The organism is Saccharopolyspora oryzae (genome assembly GCF_027853915.1).
In the GTDB taxonomy this organism is placed as follows: Bacteria; Actinomycetota; Actinomycetes; order Mycobacteriales; family Pseudonocardiaceae; genus Saccharopolyspora; species Saccharopolyspora oryzae.
The window spans coordinates 1-20,536 of the sequence record NZ_JAQGLA010000068.1 but is presented as its reverse complement, the minus strand read 5'-3'; the positions used below and the strand labels follow the sequence as shown (position 1 = coordinate 20,536).

The following is a 20,536-nucleotide window of genomic DNA, read 5'->3' as shown; positions in this document are numbered from 1 at the left end:
GATGACGCGGGCGATCCGGATCGGTGGTTTCTCCGGCTACCTGGGCGATCGGCGCAGCGCCTTGGACGAGGCGATGGCCGGTGACCCGTGCGACGTGCTGATCGGCGACTACCTCGCCGAGTTCACCCTCGCGATGCTGGCTGCCCGGCACCGCAGCGACCCGTCGAAGGGCTACGTCGAGTACTTCCTCGACCAGCTCCGCCCGCACCTCGCGGAGCTGGCCGAACGCGGTACCAAGGTGGTGGTCAACGCCGGCGGGTTCAACCCGGCCGGGCTGGCCGGGGCGGTGCGCGCGATGATCGCCGAGAGCGGTGCGGCGCTGCGGGTCGCGCACGTCGAAGGCGACAACATCCTGTCCACAGTGGATGATCTGCAGGCCGCCGGGCACGCGATGCCGAGCCTGGACAGCGGAGCGCCGCTGGCGGACTGGGGCCACCGGCCCATCGCCGCCAACGCCTACCTCGGCGGGTGGGGCATCGCCGCCGCGCTGCGCGAAGGGGCGGACGTCGTGGTGTGCGGCCGGGTCACCGACGCGTCGCTGACCGCGGGCCCGGCGGCGTGGTGGCACGGCTGGCGCACCGACGACTGGGACGAGCTGGCCGCCGCGGTGGTGGCCGGGCACGTCATCGAATGCGGTCCGCACGCGGTCGGCGGGAACTTCTCCGGGTTCACCCAGGTGCCGGGGATGGTCGCGCCGGGCTTCCCGGTCGCCGAGATCGCCGCCGACGGCACCACCGTGATCACCAAGCACGCCGGCGACGGCGGGGCGGTCACCACCGACACCGTGACGGCCCAGCTGGTCTACGAGATCCAGGGCCCGCACTACCTCAACCCGGACGTGACCGCGCACCTGGACACCGTGCGGCTGCGGCAGCTCGCACCGGACCGGGTGGAGATCTCCGGGACCACCGGCTCCCCACCGCCCCCGACCACCAAGGTCGCGGTGTTCGCCCCGATCGGCCACCAGATCGTCATCAGCGTCTACGCCACCGGCCTGGACATCGGGGAGAAGGTCGAGCTGATCCGCGCCCAGGCCGAAGCGCTGCTGGCCGGGGTGGACGCCGAACTCGACGTGAGCGCGCTCGGCACCGCTGCCGAGGACCCCGAACGCCAGTGGGACGCCACCGTCCAGGTCCGCATCATGGCCACCGCCGCCCACCGGGAACCCCTGGCACGGCTGGCCGAGGGGATCGGCGAGCTGTTCCTGTCCAGCATCCCCGGCTTCTACACCGACAACGCGGCCCGCCAGTCCAGCTCGCCGAAACCGCGCATCGACTACTGGCCGTCGTTGCTGGCGATCGACGCGGTCCCGCACGAGGCGGTGCTCGACGACGGCACCCGGATCCCGATCGCCCCACCACCGGCCACCGAACAGCCGAGCCAACCGCAGCACCCGGAGCCAGGACCGGTGGCACCGGGCGAAACCCGCCGCGTCCCGCTCGGCCGCCTCGCGCACGCGCGCAGCGGCGACAAGGGCGGCAACAGCAACGTCGGCCTGTGGGTGGCAGACCCGGAGGCCTGGCCGTGGCTGCGCGACCTGCTCAGCACCGAGGAGCTGCGGCGGCTGATGCCGGAGGCCAAGGACCTCGACGTCGTCCGGCACGAGTTCCCGCACCTTCGGGCGGTGCACTTCGTCCTGCGCGGACTGCTGGGCACCGGCGGTTCGAGCAACCTGCGCGTCGACCCGATCGGCAAAGCGGTCGGCGAGTTCCTCCGCGCCCGCCACGTCGACGTCCCGGTGGAACTGCTGGACTAGTCGAGCGGGTGCGCGATCTCGTCGGCGGGCAACCGGCCCAGCACGACGGCCACCACCGCGGCGATCAGCGGGACGATCCCGGCCACGACGAACGTCGCCTGCGTGCCGATCGCTTCGGAGACCGGCCCGGCGACGGCCATCGACAGCGGCAGGAACGCGATGGACACGAAGAAGTCCAGGCTGGTGATCCGGCCGAGCAGCTGCGGCGGCACCCGGCGCTGCAGCAGCGTGCCCCACAGCACCATCGGGCTGGAGAACAGCGCACCGACGAAGAAGGCCGCCGCGGTGACCACCCAGATCTCCTTGGCGGCGGCAACCGCCAACAGCGGCAGGCCCGCCACACCCCACAACCCGAGCAAGGTGGTCAGGTAGCGGCGGGGCATCCGCAGCGAGCCCATCACCAGCGATCCGACCGCACCACCGATTCCCCACGTGGCCAGCACCAGCGCGTGCTCCCCGGCACCACCGCCGAGGCGGTCCTTGATGAGGAACGGCAGCACGACCTGCAACGGCCCCATCATCACCATCACCATGAGCGAGGCGAAGGCCAGCGAAGCGACCAACCACCGCGTGGCCAGCATGTACCGGAAACCCTCGGCGATGTCGGCGAAGACACCGCGAGCCGGCCCCTCGGCACCGCGCACCGGCGTGCGCGGGACGGTCCAGAACGTGCACCAGGCCGCGAACGCCAGCACCGCAGCCACCGCCATCGCCGCGCCCGGCGCGAAAGCCGTGATGATGAGGCTGCCGAGCGCGGGACCAGCGGCCTGCTGGATGCTCGGGCGCACCATGCCCTCGAACCCGTTGGCCGCCATGAGCTCGTCCTCGGCCAGCAACGAGGGCAGCCAGGCGGAATAGGCGGGGAAGTAGAACGCCACCGCGGTTCCACCGAGGAAACCGATCGCGACCAGGTGCCACAGCTGCATCTGATCGGTCAACGACAGCACGGCCGCGGTGGTGAGCAGCGCGAAGTGCACGCCCTGCACGACGAGCAGGATCGTCTTCTGCGCCACCCGGTCCGCGACCGCGCCGCCGAGCAGCATGGGCAGCAGCGCGCCCAGCGACGCCGCGGCGGCGACGAACGAGAGCTGGCTGGCGCCGCCACCGATCCGCACGACCTCCCAGACCTGCCCGACGGTCCACAAACCGGTGGTGAACAGCGTGAAGCACAACGCGGCGGAGAGCCTGCGGTAGGCGCTGCGCCGGAACGGCAGGAGCACGCGGGGAACCCGGCGCACGGGGCTTGCGGGTTCCGTCCCGAGGTCTTCGATCACACCACGAACGCTAGGACTTCCACAGCACTGGAGGTCAACGCGCAGGCGAAATCCCGGTGTCAGGCACCGACGATGCGCAGGGCGATGGTGACGTAGCGGTCGGCGAGCTCGGCCGGGTCGGTGTCGCCTTCCGGGTCGTACCACTGGGGGATCGCGTTGCACGCGGCCTGGATCGCGCGGCGCGCTTCGGCGGGGTGCTCGCAGCGGAACCGCCCGCACCGCGCACCGTCGTCGATGATGTCCTGGAACAGCCGCGTCGCGGATTCCCGCAGCTCGGCGAGCCGTTGCGCGTGCACCGGATCCAGGTTGCGGGCGTCCCGAGCGGCGATGGTGCTCTCCACCCGCCGCCGCACCCGGTAGTCCACGGTGGCGCGCACGAGCGCGCGCAACCGCTCGGCGGGATCGTCACCGCAGGCGTGCAGCGCCGCGTCGCAGGTGCGGACGTAGTCGTTGACGCTGTCCTCCATCAGCCCGGCGAACAGCTCCTGCTTGCTGGAGTGCCAGTAGTACAGCGCGGAGAGGCTCAACCCGGCGCGCTTGGCGATGTCCCGGATGGACGCGCCGTGGTAGCCGCGCTCGGCGAAGATCTCCCGCGCCGCGACGGAGAGCGCATCGCCGCCCTGACCGCGCGGGATCGCTGGGCCGGTGTGGGACGAGGATTCCGGTGCCGTCGTCACGGAAACCAGGATACGGCTTGAACCGGGCCGCAACCCCCCGAATTCCACCGCTCAGGCGGTGAACCGGTCCCAGAGCTCCGCTTCGCCCGAGGCGAGCGCGGTTCGGCCCAGGCGTGCCGACCAGTCCCGCTCGGTGCCGCATTCGTCCCGCCACGCCCACAACTTGCGGGTGACGTGGTGCAGCGGGTGTTCCCGCGTGACGCCCATCGCGCCGTGCAGCTGGTGTGCCGTCCGAGCGATGCTGGTGGCCGTCCGCGCCGCGGTGATCTTCGCCGCCGCTGTCGCGACCAGTGCTCGCTCGGAGTTCTGCGCGCGCACAGCGCGGGACACGGCGGCTTCGGTGGCGACGAGGTGAACGCGCATCTCCGCCAGCGAATTGGCCACGGCCTTGAGCGCGACTAGCGGACGACCGAACTGCTCGCGCCGCGTGACGTGCTCACGCGTGTGCTCGTACGCCCCGCGCGCCGCGCCGAGCAGCGCAGCGGAGTTGAGCAGCGCCAAGCGTGCGAGCACGTCTTCGTGCGAAGGCGCGTCCGGCAGGGGAGTCGTGGCTCCGGACGCCCGCAGCGCATCACGAGGTTCACCTGCCAGGTTCTCGCCGTGCTCGACTTCGCCGCGCTCGACGAGGAAAGCGGGCTCCCGCTCCGGACGCACCACGACGTGGCTGGCGTAGCGCGCCCACGGCACGGCGGCGGCATCGGTGGTGGTGACGACCAGGGGAGCGGTTTCCAGCTCTGCGCCGAGGATCCAGCGCGAAACCGACACCTCGACCAGCGGCACGCTCACCCCGTGCGCGGCCGTCGCGGCCACGAGCTCGGTCAGGTCCTGCAGGGTTCCGCCGACGCCGCCGCGCGACTCGTCCACGCCGACCTGCGGCCAGCCCAGTTCCACCATCGTCGACCACACCGGGTGCAGCCCGGTCGCCTGCGGATCGGCTCCGGACAGCACGTCGGCGGCGACTTCAGCGATCAAGCTCAACGTCGTGCCTCCTGCTTGGCGAGGATGGACAGCAGCACCTCGGAGGAACCGCCGCGGATGCTGAACCCCGGGGACGCGAGGATCGCTTCGCCCAGCACGCTCTCAGGCGCGACGATCCCGGATCCGCTTGCCCGCCGCGCGCATTCCAGCACGTCCCGCTCGAACGCGGTGCCGAGGTACTTCAACGTGGCGGCGGCCTGGACAGGTGCTTCACCGGCGTCCAGCGATTCCGCGACCTGCGCGCACAACGCGCGCAGCGAGGCCAACCGCGCGACCAGCTCACCGACTTCCGCCGCCAGGCCCTCGTCCGCGGTGCCCAGCAGTTCGGCCAGCACCGGGTAGGTGGACAGCACCCGCTCGGGTCCGCCGCGCTCGTAGGAGAGCTGCTCGGTGACCTGCTGCCAGCCGTTGCCGACCGCACCGATCACCCGGTGCTCCGGGACGAAGACGTCCTCGAAGACCACCTCGTTGAAGTGGTGCGACCCGGCCATGTCCACGATCGGCGACACCGACACCCCGGGGGCGCTCATGTCCAGCACGAACTCGGTCAGCCCCGCGTGCTTGACCTCGGACTTCTCGCTGCGCGCCAACAGGTAGGCGTGCGTGGCCCGGTGCGCGTGGCTGGTCCAGATCTTGCGGCCGTCGATCCGCCAGCCGCCCGGCACGCGGGTCGCGGTGGTGCGCACCGCCGCGAGGTCCGAGCCGGCGTCCGGTTCGCTCATGCCCAGGCAGAACACGAAGTCCCCGGCGACGATGCCCGGCAGGATCTCCTGCTGCAGCTCGGCGGTTCCGTGGCGCAGGATCGACGGTCCGATCTGCCGGTCGCCGATCCAGTGCGCGGCCACCGGGGCGCCCGCGCGCAGGAGTTCTTCGGTGAGCACCAGGCGCGCCAGGTTGGACCGCTCGCCGCCGCCGACCGAGCGCGGCCAGGTCATGCCCAGCCAGCCGCGTCCGGCCAGTTCCCGGCTGAAGTCCAGGTCGAACGACCGCAACCAGGCGTCCGGCCGCGGCCGGTACCGGCCCGCCTCCCGCCACTCGCGGCACAGCTCCCGCACCTCCCGGCGCAGTTCGGCCAACGGATTCACGGTGCCTCCTTCCGCACGACCAGATCGGCGGCCACCGCGCCGGTCTGGTGGACCACGAGCGGGTTGATCTCGAGTTCGCCCAGCTCGTCGCCGAGTTCGGCGGCGGCTTGGGAGATCGATGCGATCGCCGCGGCAGCCGCGTCGACATCGCAGCGCGGATGACCGCGGAACCCGTCCAGCAGCGGCCATCCGCGCAGCTCCCGCAGGAGCGCGACGGCGCGTTCGGCATCGACGGGTCCGAGCGCGGACACGACGTCGGGGTTCAGCTCGGCGGTGGTCCCGCCCATCCCGACCGTCAGCACCGGCGGGTAGCCGTGCTCGCTGCCCTGCACGCCGACCAGCAGCTCCACGCCGCGCGGAACCACTTCCTGGACCAGCACACCGTCGATGCGCGCGTCGGGAGCATTCGCTGCGACCGTGTCGAGCATGTCCCGGGCTGCGCTGCCCGCGCGTTCGGAGGGGACGCCGACGAGAACGCCGCCGACGTCGCTTTTGTGCGCCAGATCAGGGGATTGGACCTTCAGCACGACCTCGTCGCCGAACTCCCGCGCGGCCCGGGCAGCATCGGCGGGCTCGACCACACGCCCACGCGGCCTGTCGACCTGCAGCGCGTCGAGCAGCTGCGCGCCCTCGGCCTCGGTGAGCTCGGAGCGGTCGAGGAAGCGTGCCAGACCGCGGGGAACCGCCCGTTCCGCCCGGCGATGTTCCCGCGGCACCAAGTGCGCGATGAGGCGCAGCGCGGCCGTGGTCGTGCCCAGCACGGAGATCCCGTTGCGCCGCAACACCGAACCGGCTTCGGCGATCTGCTCGTGCGAGTAGAGCCAGGCCACCGCGAACGGTTTGGTGCTGCGCTTGGCGGCCCGCAGGATCGACTCGGCGACCTCCAACGCCGCCTCGCCGCCGATGGTGGTCAGCACCACCAGCACGGCGTCCACCTCGTCGGATGCGGCGACCGCGTCGCACACCGCGCCGAACTGCCCGGCGTCGTCGATGACCTGGGCGGTGACGTCCACCGGGTTGACCGCGCTGCCGAACGCCGGGATGAGCGGCGCCAGCACGTCCCGGGTGGCCGGGTCCAGCTCGGGCAGCACCAAACCGGCGGGTTCGGCCTGGTCGGCGGCCAATCCGCCGGCACCGCCGGAACTGGTGATCACGCCGATCCGGCGGCCCCTCGGCCGGGGTTCGGCGGTCAGCGCCACCGCGGTGTCCAGCAGTTCGTCCAGGTCGTCCACCTGGATCGCACCGGATTCGCTGGTCAGCAGGTCGAACGCGGTGCCGGCGCGGACCAGCGCGCCGGTGTGCGAGGCGACGGCCCGCTCACCCGCGGCGGAACGCCCGGAACGCAGGACGACGACGGGCTTGCCGAGCGCAGCGGCGTGCGCGGTGAGCCGCTGCCACCGGGCTCCGTCGGGCAGTTCCTCCAGGTAGCACGCGAGCACGCGGACGTTCGGATCGGCGACCAGCAGCTCGGCCGCGTCGGTCGCGGTGATGTCGGCCTGGTTGCCGACGCTGATCCAGGCGGTGAGCCCGATCCCGCGATCCCCGGCCATGCCCAGGAAGCTGCCGCCCAGCGCCCCGCTCTGCCCGACGTAGGCGATCCCGGAATCAGGTGCCTGCTCCCCGTCCGCGGCAGCGGTGAACGTGGCTGCCAAACCGGTCGGCCGGTAGAGCAAGCCCTGGCAGTTCGGCCCGATGACCCGCAAGCCGTACCGCCGGGCCACCTCGACCAGCTGCTCCTGCAACGCGCGTCCGTCCGCGCCCACCTCGGCGAACCCCGAGGACAGCACGACCGCGCAGGACGCGCCCGCCCGCCCGGCCTCCTCGACCACCGCGAGCACCCGCGCCGCCGGGACCATCACGAGCACCAGGTCGACCGGACCGGGAAGCTCCAGCAGCGACGGGTAGCAGGGCAGGCCGTGCACCTGCTGGTGGTTCGGGTTCACCGGGTAGACCGGACCGTCGAAATCGCGCAGGTAGCGGGTCAACCGGCCGGCCATCGCCGAACGCTCGGAAGCCCCGACGACCGCCACCGCCCGCGGGTGCAGCAACCCGTCCACGGCGCTCACCGACCGTGGAACTTCGGGCTGCGCTTCTCCTTGAACGCGCGCATCGCCTCCGCCGAGTCCTCAGTGGACTGGACGACGGCCATGTGCGACGAGATCAGGTCGAGGGAGGTCCGCAGGTCGGTGCGCGCGGACTGGTAGACGGTCCGCTTGATGGCCCGGATCGCCACGGGCGGACCGTCCGCGAGGCGACGCGCGAAGGCGTAGGTCTGCTCCGCCAGCTCGTCGTCGGGGTAGCTGCGGCTGGCGATGCCGAGCTCCACGGCGGTGGCGGCGTCGATGAAGTCCCCGGTCCACAGCAGTTCCAGCGCTTTGGCGGTGCCGACCAGCCGCGGCAGGAAGTAGCAACCGCCATCGCCGGGCACCAGACCGATGCGGACGTACCCCTCGGACATCCGCGCGGATTCGCCGACGAACCGGATGTCGCACATCAGCGCCATGTCCATGCCCGCGCCCACGGCGACGCCGTTGACCGCGGCGATGACCGGCTTGTCGAAGTCCTCCAACGCCAGCGCGACCTGGTGGATCCGCTCGGTCAGGATCGTCTTGTGGTCCAGCACGGCCTTCTCGCCTGCGGTGAAGTCGTCCAGGTCGACACCCGAGCAGAACGCGTCACCAGCACCGGTGAGCACCAGCACCCGCACCTCGGGGTCGAACCGGGCGGACCGGATCGCCGCCGCCCACTGGTCGATCATCTCCATGGTGAAGGCGTTCTTCCGCCCCGGCCGGTTGAGCAGGATCGTCCCGATCCCATCCTTGACCTGGTACTCGAGGTCCGCCATGTCCATCCCTCCGCGCTCGCCGAATGGCGCCGAGTCTGGCACGCCGAACCCCCGCGGTCCATACAAAATTGAATGCAATCTGCGCGGGACGGCGAACTCGGCGAAATCGGCGGTCGGTGTCGGGCCGCTGGCTCGCCGTCGGCCTGGTCAGCGGCGACGATCCCGGCGAGGTTCGGGTGTTCCCCTGCGGACTGCCTGAACATCCATAGTGGACTGACTAGCCCGGGAGCTGGAGGCCGGAGCCCAGGGTCGGGGCGAGCTGGGCCGGGGTGGCGTCGCGGTGGGAATCCATGATCGCGATGGCCTTCTCGGTGTGGCCGCGGCGCAGGGCGTTGATCAGCTGGCGGTGCTCGCGGACGATCCGGCGCCGCGCCGCCTCGTCGTAGAGGTACACCGAGCGGTACGCCTCGGTCATCTTCCAGATCCGCTCGATCTCGTCGACGACCAGCCGCAGCCCCGAAGCCCGGAAGATCACGAAGTGGAAGTCGTGGTTGAGCTCGGTCATCCGCAGGACGTCGACCTCGTCTGCGGCCTGCGCGATCTGATCGTTGAGCTCGCCGAGCTCGACGATCTGCGCCGCGCTCAACCGCGGCAGCTCGCGGAGCACGACCGCCTCCAGCGCCCCGCGCATCAGGTAGGCCTGCCGCAGTTCCTCCGACGACAAGCGGGTCACGGTGTAGCCGACGTTCGGCTGGTGGCGGACCACGCCTTCGGCCTCGAGCGCCTTCAGCGCCTCGCGCACAGGGACCCGGCTGACCCCCAGGCGTTCGGCCAGAGCCTCCTGCCGCAGCGGCTGCCCGGGCAACAACTCCTGGCTGCGCATCATCTGCCGGATCTGCTCGACGGCGCGACCCACCGAAGTCCCCGCCATGGCTCCCCACTCTGCTCGACCGGTGACGGAGAGGGTAGCCCACCGCGGCGCCCCGCTCCCGTGAGCGGCGACGGTGGTCCTTGCGACCATCTACGCTCACGACTCGCTGCGACCTGGTTGGCTGAGCGGCGATGGTCGTCCTCACCACCACCGCCGCTCACGACGTCCACTTTGGAGGAATTGGCATGTCCGTCGGCTACCGCCGTCCGGGATTGGTCGCCCGGGACCACGTGTTCCGGGTTCCGCTGCGCCACGACGACCCCGGCGCCGGGGAGATCGAGGTGTTCGGGAGGGAGGTCGTCGCGCCCGCCAAGCAGGACCAGCAGCTGCCGTGGCTGGTCTACCTCCAGGGCGGACCGGGCGGCAAGGCGGACCGGCCGCTGAGCACCAGCGCGTGGCTGGGGCGCGCACTGCAGGACTACCGGGTGCTGCTGCTCGACCAGCGAGGGACCGGGCGCAGCACTCCGGCGAACCGGCAGAGCCTGGCCGGGCTGACCCCGGTCGAGCAGGCAGAACACCTCAGCCTGCTGCGCGCCGACTCGATCGTCCGAGACGCCGAAGCCGTCCGCGCCCAGCTGATCGGCGACGAGCCGTGGTCGGTGCTGGGGCAGAGCTTCGGCGGGTTCTGCGCGCTGACCTACCTGTCGCTCGCGCCGCAGGGCCTGCGGCAGGTGCTGATCACCGGCGGCATCCCGACCCTGACCGGCGACGCCGACGACGTCTACCGCGCGGCCTACCCGCGCACGCTGCGCAAGAACGACGCCTACTTCGCGCGCTACCCGCAGGACGCCGACATCGCGCGGCGGATCGTCGAGCACCTCGCCGAGCACGAGGTGATCATGCCGACGGGGGAGCGGCTGACCCCGGAGCGCTTCCAGACCCTGGGCATCCAGTTCGGCCAGGCCTCGCAGTTCGACGCGCTGCACTACCAGCTGGAAGAGGCGTTCATCGGTGGCGCGCTCTCCGACACGTTCCTGCGCGGCGTGGACGCGGCGGTCTCCTTCGCCGCTCGGCCGCTCTACGCGGTGCTGCACGAGTCCATCTACTGCCAGGGCACCGCGTCGCGGTGGTCGGCGCACCGGGTGCGCGAGGAGTTCCCCGAGTTCGACTGGACCACCGCCGGCCGGGTCAACTTCACCGGCGAGATGATCTACCCCTGGCTGTTCGAGCAGGACCCGGCGCTGGTGCCGCTGCGCGGGGCAGCCGACCTGCTCGCCGCCAAGAGCGACTGGCCCGCGCTCTACGACCTCGACCAGCTGGCCCGCAACGACGTCCCGGTGGCCGCGGCGGTCTACCACGACGACATGTTCGTCGACCGCGACCACGCGCTGGCCTCCGCCGAGCAGGTGCGAGGAGCTCGGGTGTGGGTGACCAACGAGTACGAGCACGACGGCGTGAAGGCTTCACCGGCGGTGCTGGACCGCCTCCTGGCCATGAACCGGGGCGACGCCTGACCGACCGCTCGCTGCACGGGGCAGGTCCTCCGGCTATGGTTCGGTTCTCATGTCCGCATCCGAGCCGAACGGCGCTGCTGGCCTGCCCTGGCAGCGCGTCTTCGACCAAGCTGCCGCGGCGATGGCCATCCTCGACTTGCAGGGCCGCTACCTGCACGTCAACGCCGCACTCTGCCGATTGCTGGGCTACCAGCCCGAGGAGCTCGAGGGGCTGGACTACCGCGAGGTCACCCACCCGGAAGACATCGACCGCGAGGGGCCGGTGGAGTCCGAGAAGATCCTCGAGAAGCGCTACATCCGCTCCGACGGGAGCCTGATCTGGGCGCTGGTGTCCCGCACCTTCATCCGCGACGCCCGCGGCAACCCGATCTGCTTCCTCTCCCAGATCCAGGACATCACCCAGCGCCGGGAGGCCGAGCTGCTGTGGCAGCGCAGCTTCGCCAACGCCCCGATCGGGATGGCGCTGCTGGACCTCAAGGGCGCCTGGACGGCGGTCAACGACACGCTCTGCTCGATGCTCGGCTACTCGCGCGAGGAGATCCTGTCGATGTCGTTCGCCGACATCACCTACGAGGACGACGAGCAGCAGGGCAACGCCGCGCTCGAGGACCTGGCCTCCGGCCTGATCGACTCGGTGAACCTGGAGAAGCGCTACCGGCACAAGGACGGCCGCCCGATCTGGATGCTGATCCGGGCGACCACGGTGCCCGGCGCCGACGGATCGCCGGCGTTCGTGGTCAGCCAGTACGAGGACATCGGCGAGCAGCGGATGGTGGACGCCCGCCTGGCCCACCTGGCGCTGCACGACCCGCTGACCGGGCTGGCCAACCGGGCCCTGCTCGCCGACCGCCTGGACCACGGGCTCCAGCAGCTCGCGCGCGGCAACGGGGTGCTGGCGGTGGTGCTGGCCGACCTCGACCAGCTCAAACCGGCCAACGACCGCTACGGCCACGCGGTCGGCGACCAGCTGCTGATCGCCGCCGCCCGCGAGATCCAGCTGGCGGTGCGCGCAGGCGACACCGTCGCGCGCATCGGCGGCGACGAGTTCGTGGTGGTCAGCCTGCTGCCGGACGAGGCCGCCGCGGAGGCCCTGCGCGACCGCGTGGCGGCGCACATGAACACCGACATCGTGGTGCACGCGATGCCCATCACCCTGCGCGCCAGCGTCGGCTACGCGGTGACCTCGGACCCGTCGATCGCCCCGGACGCCCTCCTGCACCTGGCGGACCGGGACATGTACGCCAGCAAGCGCCGCCGCCGAGAAGCCCGCGGCGGCCGCTGACCCAACCCGCAGTTTCAATTGAAACTGTGCTCCGCCGTGCCTGGAGCTCGCAGTTTCAATTGAAACTGTGGTCCCCGCCCGGACACAGCACCGGCGTGTCAGATCCCGACACACCGGAACTTGTGGACAGGTGGTCCGGTCTGTGGCGGAGTTCCGCAAATTCAATGGAAATCGGACATCCGATTTCCATTGAATTTTGAGACTCGTCGGTGACCCGCCCGCACCGGCGCGGGGGACTCGTCGAGGGAGCTAGACGTCGAGGTCGGCCAGGGCGGATTCGATGGCTCGGTGGAAGGTCGGGTAGGCGAAGATCATCCTGCGGAGGCTGGACACCGGGACCTCGGCGTGCACGGCCACCGCGAGCGCCCCCACGATCTCGCCGCCGTAGGGGCCGACGACGGTCGCTCCGACGAGCACGCCGCGCTCCGCGTCGGCGACCAGCTTGATGATCCCGGCGTTGTCGACCTTGTGGATGAAACCGCGCGTGGACTCCTGGATCCGCGTGATCCCGGTGCGTACGTTGATCCCGGCATCGCGCGCCCGGGCTTCGCTCAGCCCGACGGTCGCGACTTCGGGATCGGTGAACACCACCGACGGCATCGCCCGGTAGTCGGCGGTCTCGCCGTCCTGCCCGAGGATGTCGGCCGCGGCGATGCGCGCCTGGTACATCGATGTGTGGGTGAACGCGCCACGACCGGTGACGTCGCCGATCGCCCACACCCCCTCGGCGGCGCGCATGCGCTCGTCGACCGGGATGGTGCGCGCCTGCTCGTCCAGACCGACCGCGCCGACGCCCAGCGCGCGCAGATCGGTGCGCCGGCCGGTGGCCACCAGGAGCTGTTGCGCCGTGAGCTGTTCGCCGCCGGCCAGCTGCACCTCGAACTGGTCGTCGTGCTTGACGCGCTCCACGCCGTTGCCGGTGCGCACCTGGATTCCTTCGGCGCGCAGCACTTCGGTGATCAGCTCGGATGCTTCGGGTTCGGCGACCGCCAGCAGCCGGGGCTGCGCCTCGATCACCGTGACGGCGGTGCCGAACCGGGCGAAGACCTGTGCGAGTTCCAGCCCGACCGGCCCGCCGCCGAGCACCAGCAGCGATTCCGGCGCCTCGCGGGCCGGCACCGCGTCCCGGTTCGTCCAATATGGACTCCCGGCGAGCCCGTCGATGGGCGGCACCACGGGATCGGTGCCGGGGTTGAGCACGATGCCGCGCCGCGCGTGGAACACCTGGTCCCCGACGGTGACCTCGCCCGGCGCGGTGATCTGCCCGAACCCGCGCACCAGGCGACCGCCGGTGCGTTCGAAGCGCTGCGCGGCGATCTCGTCGTCCCAATCGGTGGTGGCCTCGTCGCGGATCCGGTCGGCCACCGGCGTCCACTCCGCACGCACGTCGGCCCGCCCGGCGAGCTGCGGAACCCGGCGCGCTTCGGCCAGCGCATCGGTGGCGCGCACCATCATCTTCGTCGGCACGCAGGCGAAGTACGGGCATTCGCCGCCGACCAGGCGGGATTCCACCGCGACCACCGACAGCCCGGCCCTGGCCAGCCGGGAGGCGACGTCCTCGCCGCCCGGACCCATGCCGATCACCACGACGTCGACCTCGTCGGCCACCGCACCCACCCCGTTCCCGTTCGTCACCGTCTCGTCCCAGGGCACCACTTCGTGCTCGGCGCCGCCACGCAGAACGCGTTCGGGGACAGGGTCTCAGCGCCAGAGCAGAGCCTCGTCCAGGGGCTTGCGGGTCAGCTCGGGAACCTCGCAGTCGGCGGCCGGATAGCCGATCGGGAACAGGATGTAGGGGCGCTCGCTGGACGGGCGCTCCAGGATCTTCGTCAGGAATCCCATCGGGTTCGGCGTGTGGGTCAGCGTGGCCAGCCCCATGGTGTGCAGGGCGGTGATGAACATGCCGCAGGCGATGCCGACGCTCTCGTTGACGTAGTAGTGCTTCTGCCGCCCGGTGTCGTCCACCCGGTACTTCTGGGCGAAGGCGACCACGATCCACGGCACCACGTCGAGGAACTCCTTGTCCGCGTCGGTCTCCAGCCGGGACAGCGCCCCGTGCCACTGCGGGATGTCCTCGCGCTCGTAGAACGCGCGTTCCTCCGCCTCGGCGGCCAGCCGGATGCGGTGCTTGAGGTCGGGGTCCTGCACGGCGACGAAGGTCCACGGCTGCTGGTGCGCACCGCTGGGCGCGGTGTTCGCGGTCCGCACGGCCATCTCGATCGCCTCGCGCGGGACCGGGTCGGAGCTGAAGAACCGCACGCTGCGGCGACCGTCCAAGTGCTCGAAGAGCTCCTGACCGCGCCGCAACCCCTCCGCGACGTCGAGCCGCGGTGGTGCGTAGGGGACGAACGGGTGGGAGTGGGGCCGAGGTGCTGGTGCGGTCACTGATCCTCCTGGGGCTGTTCGGGTTCCAGCGCATCGCGCCCGGTCGGCTGTGATGAAAGCGGACCGCCGGCGCCGCAGGTATCGGCCGTTTCGGCGAACGCGTTCCCGGATGGTGGGAAAATCGGCAACGCGAGACGGGCGGCAGCCACGATATGGGGCACGTCACATTTTCCGCCGGCCGTCTGCCGTGGTCGAGTGTCGGGTACGTCGGTACAGGGGGCATTACCTGCGCGACGATGCGGAACTCGATCGTTTCGATGAACATCCCTCGATCCGGGCGAACGTGCGGTTGCGTGCGCAAGGTGATCGGTTCGAGTCGGGCTGTGATCGGAATAAAGAACGGGGCTGTATCGTTCGCCACAGAATGGACGTTGCCTGCAGGTGAAGGGGAACGGATCAAGTTGAGCACCGCGAACGGGCACCGGACCAACGGCGCCCAGAAGCTGAACCGGGTGGTCATCCGGTTCGCCGGGGACTCCGGCGACGGCATGCAGCTGACGGGTGACAGGTTCACCTCCGAAGCCGCGGCCTTCGGCAACGACCTGGCGACGCTGCCGAACTTCCCCGCCGAGATCCGCGCTCCTGCCGGAACCCTGCCGGGCGTCTCCAGCTTCCAGCTGCACTTCGCCGACTACGACATCCTCACCCCGGGCGACCGGCCGGACGTGCTGGTGGCGATGAACCCGGCGGCGCTCAAGGCGAACTTGGGCGATCTGCCGCACGGCGGCATCCTGATCGTCAACACCGACGAGTTCAGCAAGCGCAACCTGACCAAGGTCGGCTACGACGGCAACCCGCTCGAGGGCGACGACCTCGACCGCTACCAGGTGCACCAGGTGGCGATGGGAACGCTGACCCAGGGTGCGCTGGAGGGCACCGGGCTCGGCAAGAAGGACGCCGACCGCTGCAAGAACATGTTCGCGCTCGGGCTGCTGTCGTGGATGTACCACCGGCCCACCGAGGGCACCGAGCGGTTCCTGCGCGAGAAGTTCGCCAAGAAGCCGCAGATCGCCGAGGCCAACGTGCTGGCCTTCCGCGCGGGCTGGAACTACGGCGAGACCACCGAGTCCTTCGCGGTGACCTACGAGGTCGCGCCCGCCGCGCTGCCCGCCGGTACCTACCGGCAGATCACCGGGAACACCGCCCTGGCCTACGGAATCGTGGCCGCCGGGCAGTGCAGCGACCTCCCGGTGTTCCTCGGCACCTACCCGATCACGCCCGCCTCGGACGTGCTGCACGAGCTGGCCAAGCACAAGAACTTCGGCGTCACGACCTTCCAAGCGGAGGACGAGATCGCCGGCGTCGGTGCGGCGCTCGGCGCTTCGTTCGGCGGTGCGCTGGGCGTGACGACCACGTCCGGGCCCGGGTTGGCGCTGAAGTCGGAGACCATCGGTCTGGCTGTGACGCTGGAGCTGCCGCTGCTGGTGTGCGACATCCAGCGCGGCGGCCCCTCCACGGGCTTGCCGACCAAGACCGAGCAGGCCGACCTGCTCCAGGCGCTGCACGGCCGCAACGGTGAATCGCCGGTGCCGGTGATCGCCCCGTGCTCGCCCGCGGACTGCTTCGACGCGGCGCTGGACGCGGTGCGCATCGCGCTGACCTACCGGACGCCGGTGCTGCTGCTGTCCGACGGCGCGATCGCCAACGGTTCGGAGCCGTGGCTGATCCCGGACGTCGAGCAGCTGCCCGACCTGCGCGTGGAGTTCGCCACCGAGCCCAACGCGCCGGACGGTTCCGGCGAGTTCTGGCCCTACGTGCGCGATCCCGAGACGCTGGCCCGCGAGTGGGCCGTGCCTGGCACGCCGGGGCTGGAGCACCGGGTCGGCGGCCTGGAGAAGGCCGAGGGCAAGGGCAACATCTCCTACGACCCGGACAACCACGACCGGATGGTCCGGCTGCGCCAGGCCAAGATCGACGGCGTGCCGGTTCCGGACATCACCGTCGACGACCCGTCCGGCGACGCCCGCGTGCTGGTGCTGGGCTGGGGTTCGTCGTACGGGCCGATCGGTGCGGCCTGCCGCCGGGTGCGCGCGCAGGGGATGTCCATCGCGCAGGCCCACCTGCGCCACCTCAACCCGATGCCGGGCAACCTTGGCGACGTGCTGCGCAGCTACGACAAGGTGATCGTCCCGGAGATGAACCTCGGGCAGCTGGCGATGCTCCTGCGCGCCCGCTACCTGGTCGACGTGCAGTCCTACACCAAGGTCGCCGGACTGCCGTTCCGAGCCGAGGAGCTGCAGAACGTGCTCACCGATGTCGTGCAGGGGGTGTCCGCGTGACGACCACCGATCTGGGAATCCCGGGCTTGGGCGGGCTGGCCGGAGTGCCGACCGCCGACGAACCGCAGAAGGCCAAGGACTTCAAGTCGGACCAGGAAGTCCGCTGGTGCCCGGGCTGCGGCGACTACGTCGTGCTCAACGCGGTGCAGAGCTTCCTGCCGTCGTTGGGGCTCAAGCGGGAGAACATCGTGTTCATCTCGGGCATCGGGTGCTCGTCCCGGTTCCCGTACTACATGAACACCTACGGGATGCACTCCATCCACGGCCGGGCCCCGGCGATCGCCACCGGCCTGGCGACCAGCCGGCCGGACCTGTCGGTGTGGGTGGTGACCGGTGACGGCGATGCGCTGTCCATCGGCGGCAACCACCTGATCCACGCCCTGCGCCGCAACGTGAACCTCAAGATCCTGCTGTTCAACAACCGGATCTACGGCCTGACCAAGGGCCAGTACTCGCCGACCAGCGAGGTCGGCAAGGTCACCAAGTCGACCCCGGCCGGTTCGCTGGACCACCCGTTCAACCCGGTGTCGCTGGCGCTGGGCGCGGAGGCGTCGTTCGTGGCGCGGGTGATCGACTCGGACCGCGCGAGCGTGACGGAAACCCTGAAGGCGGCGGCGGAACACCGCGGCAGCGCGCTGGTGGAGATCTACCAGAACTGCCCGATCTTCAACGACGGCGCCTTCGACGTGCTGAAGGACAACGAGGAGAAGCAGCGCCGGATCGTCTCGCTGAAGCACGGCGAGCCGATCACCTTCGGCCCGGAGGACGAGCGCTACGGCGTGGTTTCGGGTGCCGACGGCTTCCGCGTCTCCAAGCTGTCCGAAGTGGACGAGTCCGAGGTGGTGGTCCACGATGCGAACCGCGAGGACCCGTCCTACGCCTTCGCGCTGTCCCGCCTCGGCGGCCAGGACCTGAGCCCGGCGGTGACGGGCATCTTCCGCTCGGTCCAGCGCCCCACCTACGACGATCTGGCCAGGGCTCAGGTGGAGGAGGCCCAGCAGTCCAAGCCGGCCGACCTCCAGCACCTGCTCCACGGCAACGACACCTGGACCATCTGAGCTTCGCAACGCGGTGAAGGGCACCTCGATCCGTCGAGGTGCCCTTCACCATGTTCGCTCCTGTCGGAACCACCGAGCTCACCGGCTTCGTGAGCACTTCGGGGCGCCCCAGCACCCCGAACCGCTCACGACCGCCTGTTGCCGGGTCAGGGGAGGAGGTCTGCGAGGTGGTGGACCTGGTCGGGATTGGGTGACCAGCAGTAGAGGACCGCATCGTCCGCACCCAGGGATTCGAGTTGGCGGAGTTGGGTTTTCAGGGCTGCCGGGCGGTGGGGTCGGCGATGGGAAGGCCGAGGCCGATCTTCATGTCTTGCGCCTCCGAAAGGGCAGGGTGAACACCTGTGCCGCCCCTCGTTTCGCGCGAGCGGGTTCCCGTTCTGCGGCGAACTCCTGGGGAACCTGATCAGAGTGCGGCCACACTACCTCGGGCGCGCTCCATTGCGCAGTCGAATTGTCGAACCCGCCCGGGGAGTCGGTCAGGCGGTGGCGAGGCCCGCTTCGTCGGAGATCTGGGGCCCGCTCAGACGAAGAAGCTGTCGTGGCGGTGGAAGAACTCCGCGCGTTCTTCGTCGCTGAGCGAACCCAGTTCGGTGATGCCTTCGAAGTACTCCTCGCGGGGTGCGCCGGGGGCGAAGAGCATGAGCATCGAGGCGGGTTCGCCCGATTCGTTGCGGAAGGCGTGCAGGCCTCCCACCGGGACGTAGAGGTAGTCGCCGGACGTGGCGTCGATCCAGCGCTCGCCGTCGAAGAGCCGCATGGTGCCGGAGAGGACGAAGAACGACTCCGACATCGCCTTGTGGAAGTGCGTGCTTGGCCCGGCGCTCTCCGGACCCATGTCCACCCGGTACAGCCCGTACTCGCCGCCGGTGGAGGCGGTGGTGGACAGGTAGTGGTAGGCGGTGCCGGCGCCGACGGTGGGGCCGTCGGTGGCGATGGGCTTGGCGACGAAGTCGGGCTCGGCGGTCGAGGGCCGGAAGCTGGCGCTGATCTCGCCGTGCTCGCCGAAGTAGCGGGGATCGGGATAGGACACGGCCTCCTCAGTCGGTGCGGAGGGGTTCGAGCAGGTCGTGGGGCCGGATCGGCCGTACTGCTCCTCGGTCGATCGAAGTAGGCGAACGTTAAGATAATCAGCGTTCATGTGAATGTCAATTAAATGAACACTGAGACATCTTTGTTCGTGGCGGATGCGGTGCCGGAACCGGGTTTTTGCTGTGGCTGGGCGCAAGGAGAGGGCGGGCTTGGCGGGGGATTTGCCCACCTTCTGCTGATTGACCGGGCAAGGACGCGGGCTTACCTTCGCTTCGCGAATGATCAGCTAGGAGGTCGGCATGTGCCAGGACTGCTGTCGGCGTTCCCCGCAGCCCCGCATCTCGCGGGCCCAGTTCCTCAAGCTCGTCGGGCTGGCCACGGCGGGCGTTGCGGTGTCGGCGGGGTGTTCCACGGGCGCGCCGGGTCCAGCTGGGGGAGGAGGGCCGGTGCTGATCGACAACGTGCGGGGCTTCACGCTGACCCCCGACGGGCCGTTCGAGTTCTCGAACCTGCTGATCAAGGCGGACGGGCGGGTGGAAGGGCTCGACGTCGGCAACGCCGGGGGAGCCGAGCGCATCGACGGGCGCGGGCGGGTGCTCATCCCCGGCCTGCACGACGCGCACGGGCACTTCGGGCAGCTCGGCGCCAACGTTTCGCAGCTCAACCTCGCCGGGACCAAGTCGCTGGACGAAGCGATGAAGGCGCTCAAGGCCTTCGCCGCGGAGCACCCGGACCGGCAGTGGATCCTCGGGCGCGGTTGGAACGACGTGATCTGGGGCCTCGGGAGGTTGCCGTCCGCCGCGGACCTGGACGCCGTGGTGCCGGACCGCCCGGTGTGGCTGGTGCGGGTCGACGGGCACGCCGGCGTGGCGAATTCCGCCGCGCTGCGGCAGATCGGCATCAACCGCGACACCCCGACGCCCTCGGGCGGGGAGATCGTGCGCGGGGCCGACGGTGCGCCCACCGGGGCCTTCGTCGACGCCGCGCAGGACCTCGTCGAGGAACACCTGCCGAAACCGACCACCGAGGACATCAAGCAGAACTTCCTGGCCGCGCAGCGGAAGCTCAACGAGGTCGGGCTCACCTCGGTCAGCGATGCGGGCACCAGCGCCGCCGAACTCGCCGTCCTGCACCAGCTCGCCGCCTCCGGCGAGCTGACGATCCGCACCAACTCGTTCCTCACCTACGACGCCTACCGCGAACTCGGCGTGCAGGCGCGCGGTGATTCCTTCGCGAACGACATGCTGAGGGTCCGCACCGTCAAGCTCTACATCGACGGCGCGCTCGGCTCGCACGGTGCCGCGATGCTCCAGCCCTACGCCGACGACCCCGGCAACTCCGGGCTGCCGCAGATGGACGCCGCGGAGCTGCGCAACCGGGTCACGCAGGTGATGCGGGACGGGTTCCAGGTGGCCACCCACGCCATCGGCGACGCCGGGAACCGGATGGTGCTCGACGCTTACGAGGCCGCGATGGCCGAGGTCGGCGGGGACATGCGGCACCGCATCGAGCACGCGCAGGTCCTGGCGGTCGAGGACATCGCGCGGCTGCGCAGCCACGGGA

General features: G+C 70.6%; 16 protein-coding genes. 6 read left to right on the top strand and 10 right to left on the bottom strand.

Annotation, left to right across the window (positions count from 1 at the left end; translation table 11 throughout):
- Position 1 precedes the first annotated feature (1 nt).
- A complete protein-coding gene (locus OU415_RS28835; protein ID WP_270952492.1) occupies positions 2 to 1,756 on the top strand; it encodes an acyclic terpene utilization AtuA family protein in 1,755 nt (584 codons plus the stop codon).
- Here the strand turns inward: OU415_RS28835 and OU415_RS28830 are convergent.
- From OU415_RS28830 to OU415_RS28800, 7 genes are all read right to left on the bottom strand, one after another.
- Positions 1,753 to 3,030: an MFS transporter gene (locus OU415_RS28830; RefSeq protein ID WP_270952491.1), complete on the bottom strand. Its 1,278-nt coding sequence runs from the start codon at positions 3,028 to 3,030 to the stop codon at positions 1,753 to 1,755. The genes OU415_RS28835 and OU415_RS28830 overlap by 4 nt on opposite strands.
- A 59-nt stretch (positions 3,031 to 3,089) precedes the next feature.
- Complete coding sequence (locus tag OU415_RS28825; RefSeq protein ID WP_270952490.1) at positions 3,090 to 3,707, bottom strand: TetR/AcrR family transcriptional regulator; 618 nt, start codon at positions 3,705 to 3,707, stop codon at positions 3,090 to 3,092.
- 51 nt (positions 3,708 to 3,758) lie between these two features.
- Positions 3,759 to 4,685 carry an acyl-CoA dehydrogenase family protein gene (locus OU415_RS28820; RefSeq protein ID WP_270952489.1) on the bottom strand — a complete coding sequence of 309 codons (927 nt, stop codon included), beginning with the start codon at positions 4,683 to 4,685 and terminating at the stop codon, positions 3,759 to 3,761.
- Positions 4,682 to 5,770 (bottom strand): acyl-CoA dehydrogenase family protein, encoded by a 1,089-nt coding sequence (locus OU415_RS28815; protein WP_270952488.1) that lies wholly within the window; start codon positions 5,768 to 5,770, stop codon positions 4,682 to 4,684. The genes OU415_RS28820 and OU415_RS28815 overlap by 4 nt, the downstream gene beginning before the upstream one ends.
- Positions 5,767 to 7,836: an acetate--CoA ligase family protein gene (locus OU415_RS28810; protein WP_270952487.1), complete on the bottom strand. Its 2,070-nt coding sequence runs from the start codon at positions 7,834 to 7,836 to the stop codon at positions 5,767 to 5,769. Before OU415_RS28810 ends, OU415_RS28815 begins: the two co-directional genes overlap by 4 nt.
- The gene (locus tag OU415_RS28805) at positions 7,833 to 8,615 is read right to left on the bottom strand and encodes an enoyl-CoA hydratase/isomerase family protein (RefSeq protein ID WP_270952486.1); all 783 of its coding nucleotides are present in this window, start codon (positions 8,613 to 8,615) and stop codon (positions 7,833 to 7,835) included. The genes OU415_RS28810 and OU415_RS28805 overlap by 4 nt, the downstream gene beginning before the upstream one ends.
- A gap of 217 nt (positions 8,616 to 8,832) precedes the next feature.
- Positions 8,833 to 9,486 (bottom strand): GntR family transcriptional regulator, encoded by a 654-nt coding sequence (locus tag OU415_RS28800; RefSeq protein WP_270952485.1) that lies wholly within the window; start codon positions 9,484 to 9,486, stop codon positions 8,833 to 8,835.
- Between the two features lie 185 nt (positions 9,487 to 9,671).
- Between OU415_RS28800 and OU415_RS28795 the strand changes: the two genes are divergently transcribed.
- Both OU415_RS28795 and OU415_RS28790 read left to right on the top strand, forming a co-directional pair.
- Positions 9,672 to 10,940, top strand: coding sequence for an alpha/beta fold hydrolase (locus tag OU415_RS28795; protein ID WP_270952484.1), 1,269 nt, complete (start codon positions 9,672 to 9,674; stop codon positions 10,938 to 10,940).
- 49 nt (positions 10,941 to 10,989) lie between these two features.
- Positions 10,990 to 12,222 carry a PAS domain S-box protein gene (locus OU415_RS28790; RefSeq protein ID WP_270952483.1) on the top strand — a complete coding sequence of 411 codons (1,233 nt, stop codon included), beginning with the start codon at positions 10,990 to 10,992 and terminating at the stop codon, positions 12,220 to 12,222.
- 249 nt (positions 12,223 to 12,471) lie between these two features.
- Here the strand turns inward: OU415_RS28790 and OU415_RS28785 are convergent, their stop codons facing one another.
- Both OU415_RS28785 and OU415_RS28780 read right to left on the bottom strand, forming a co-directional pair.
- Positions 12,472 to 13,857 carry a dihydrolipoyl dehydrogenase family protein gene (locus OU415_RS28785; RefSeq protein WP_270952482.1) on the bottom strand — a complete coding sequence of 462 codons (1,386 nt, stop codon included), beginning with the start codon at positions 13,855 to 13,857 and terminating at the stop codon, positions 12,472 to 12,474.
- A 66-nt stretch (positions 13,858 to 13,923) separates the two neighbouring features.
- Complete coding sequence (locus OU415_RS28780) at positions 13,924 to 14,607, bottom strand: nitroreductase family protein (protein WP_270952481.1); 684 nt, start codon at positions 14,605 to 14,607, stop codon at positions 13,924 to 13,926.
- A 401-nt stretch (positions 14,608 to 15,008) separates the two neighbouring features.
- Between OU415_RS28780 and OU415_RS28775 the strand changes: the two genes are divergently transcribed.
- Together OU415_RS28775 and OU415_RS28770 are read left to right on the top strand one after the other, a co-directional pair.
- On the top strand, positions 15,009 to 16,886 hold the full coding sequence (locus OU415_RS28775; protein ID WP_270952480.1) for a 2-oxoacid:acceptor oxidoreductase subunit alpha: 1,878 nt from the start codon (positions 15,009 to 15,011) through the stop codon (positions 16,884 to 16,886).
- Positions 16,883 to 17,944 carry a 2-oxoacid:ferredoxin oxidoreductase subunit beta gene (locus OU415_RS28770; protein WP_270952479.1) on the top strand — a complete coding sequence of 354 codons (1,062 nt, stop codon included), beginning with the start codon at positions 16,883 to 16,885 and terminating at the stop codon, positions 17,942 to 17,944. Before OU415_RS28775 ends, OU415_RS28770 begins: the two co-directional genes overlap by 4 nt.
- A gap of 520 nt (positions 17,945 to 18,464) precedes the next feature.
- Here the strand turns inward: OU415_RS28770 and OU415_RS28765 are convergent.
- Complete coding sequence (locus tag OU415_RS28765) at positions 18,465 to 18,974, bottom strand: cupin domain-containing protein (protein ID WP_270952478.1); 510 nt, start codon at positions 18,972 to 18,974, stop codon at positions 18,465 to 18,467.
- 445 nt (positions 18,975 to 19,419) lie between these two features.
- On the opposite strand from OU415_RS28765, the gene OU415_RS28760 reads away from it, so the two are divergent.
- A partial coding sequence (locus tag OU415_RS28760; protein ID WP_270952477.1) for an amidohydrolase occupies positions 19,420 to 20,536 on the top strand: 1,117 nt, incomplete at its 3' end.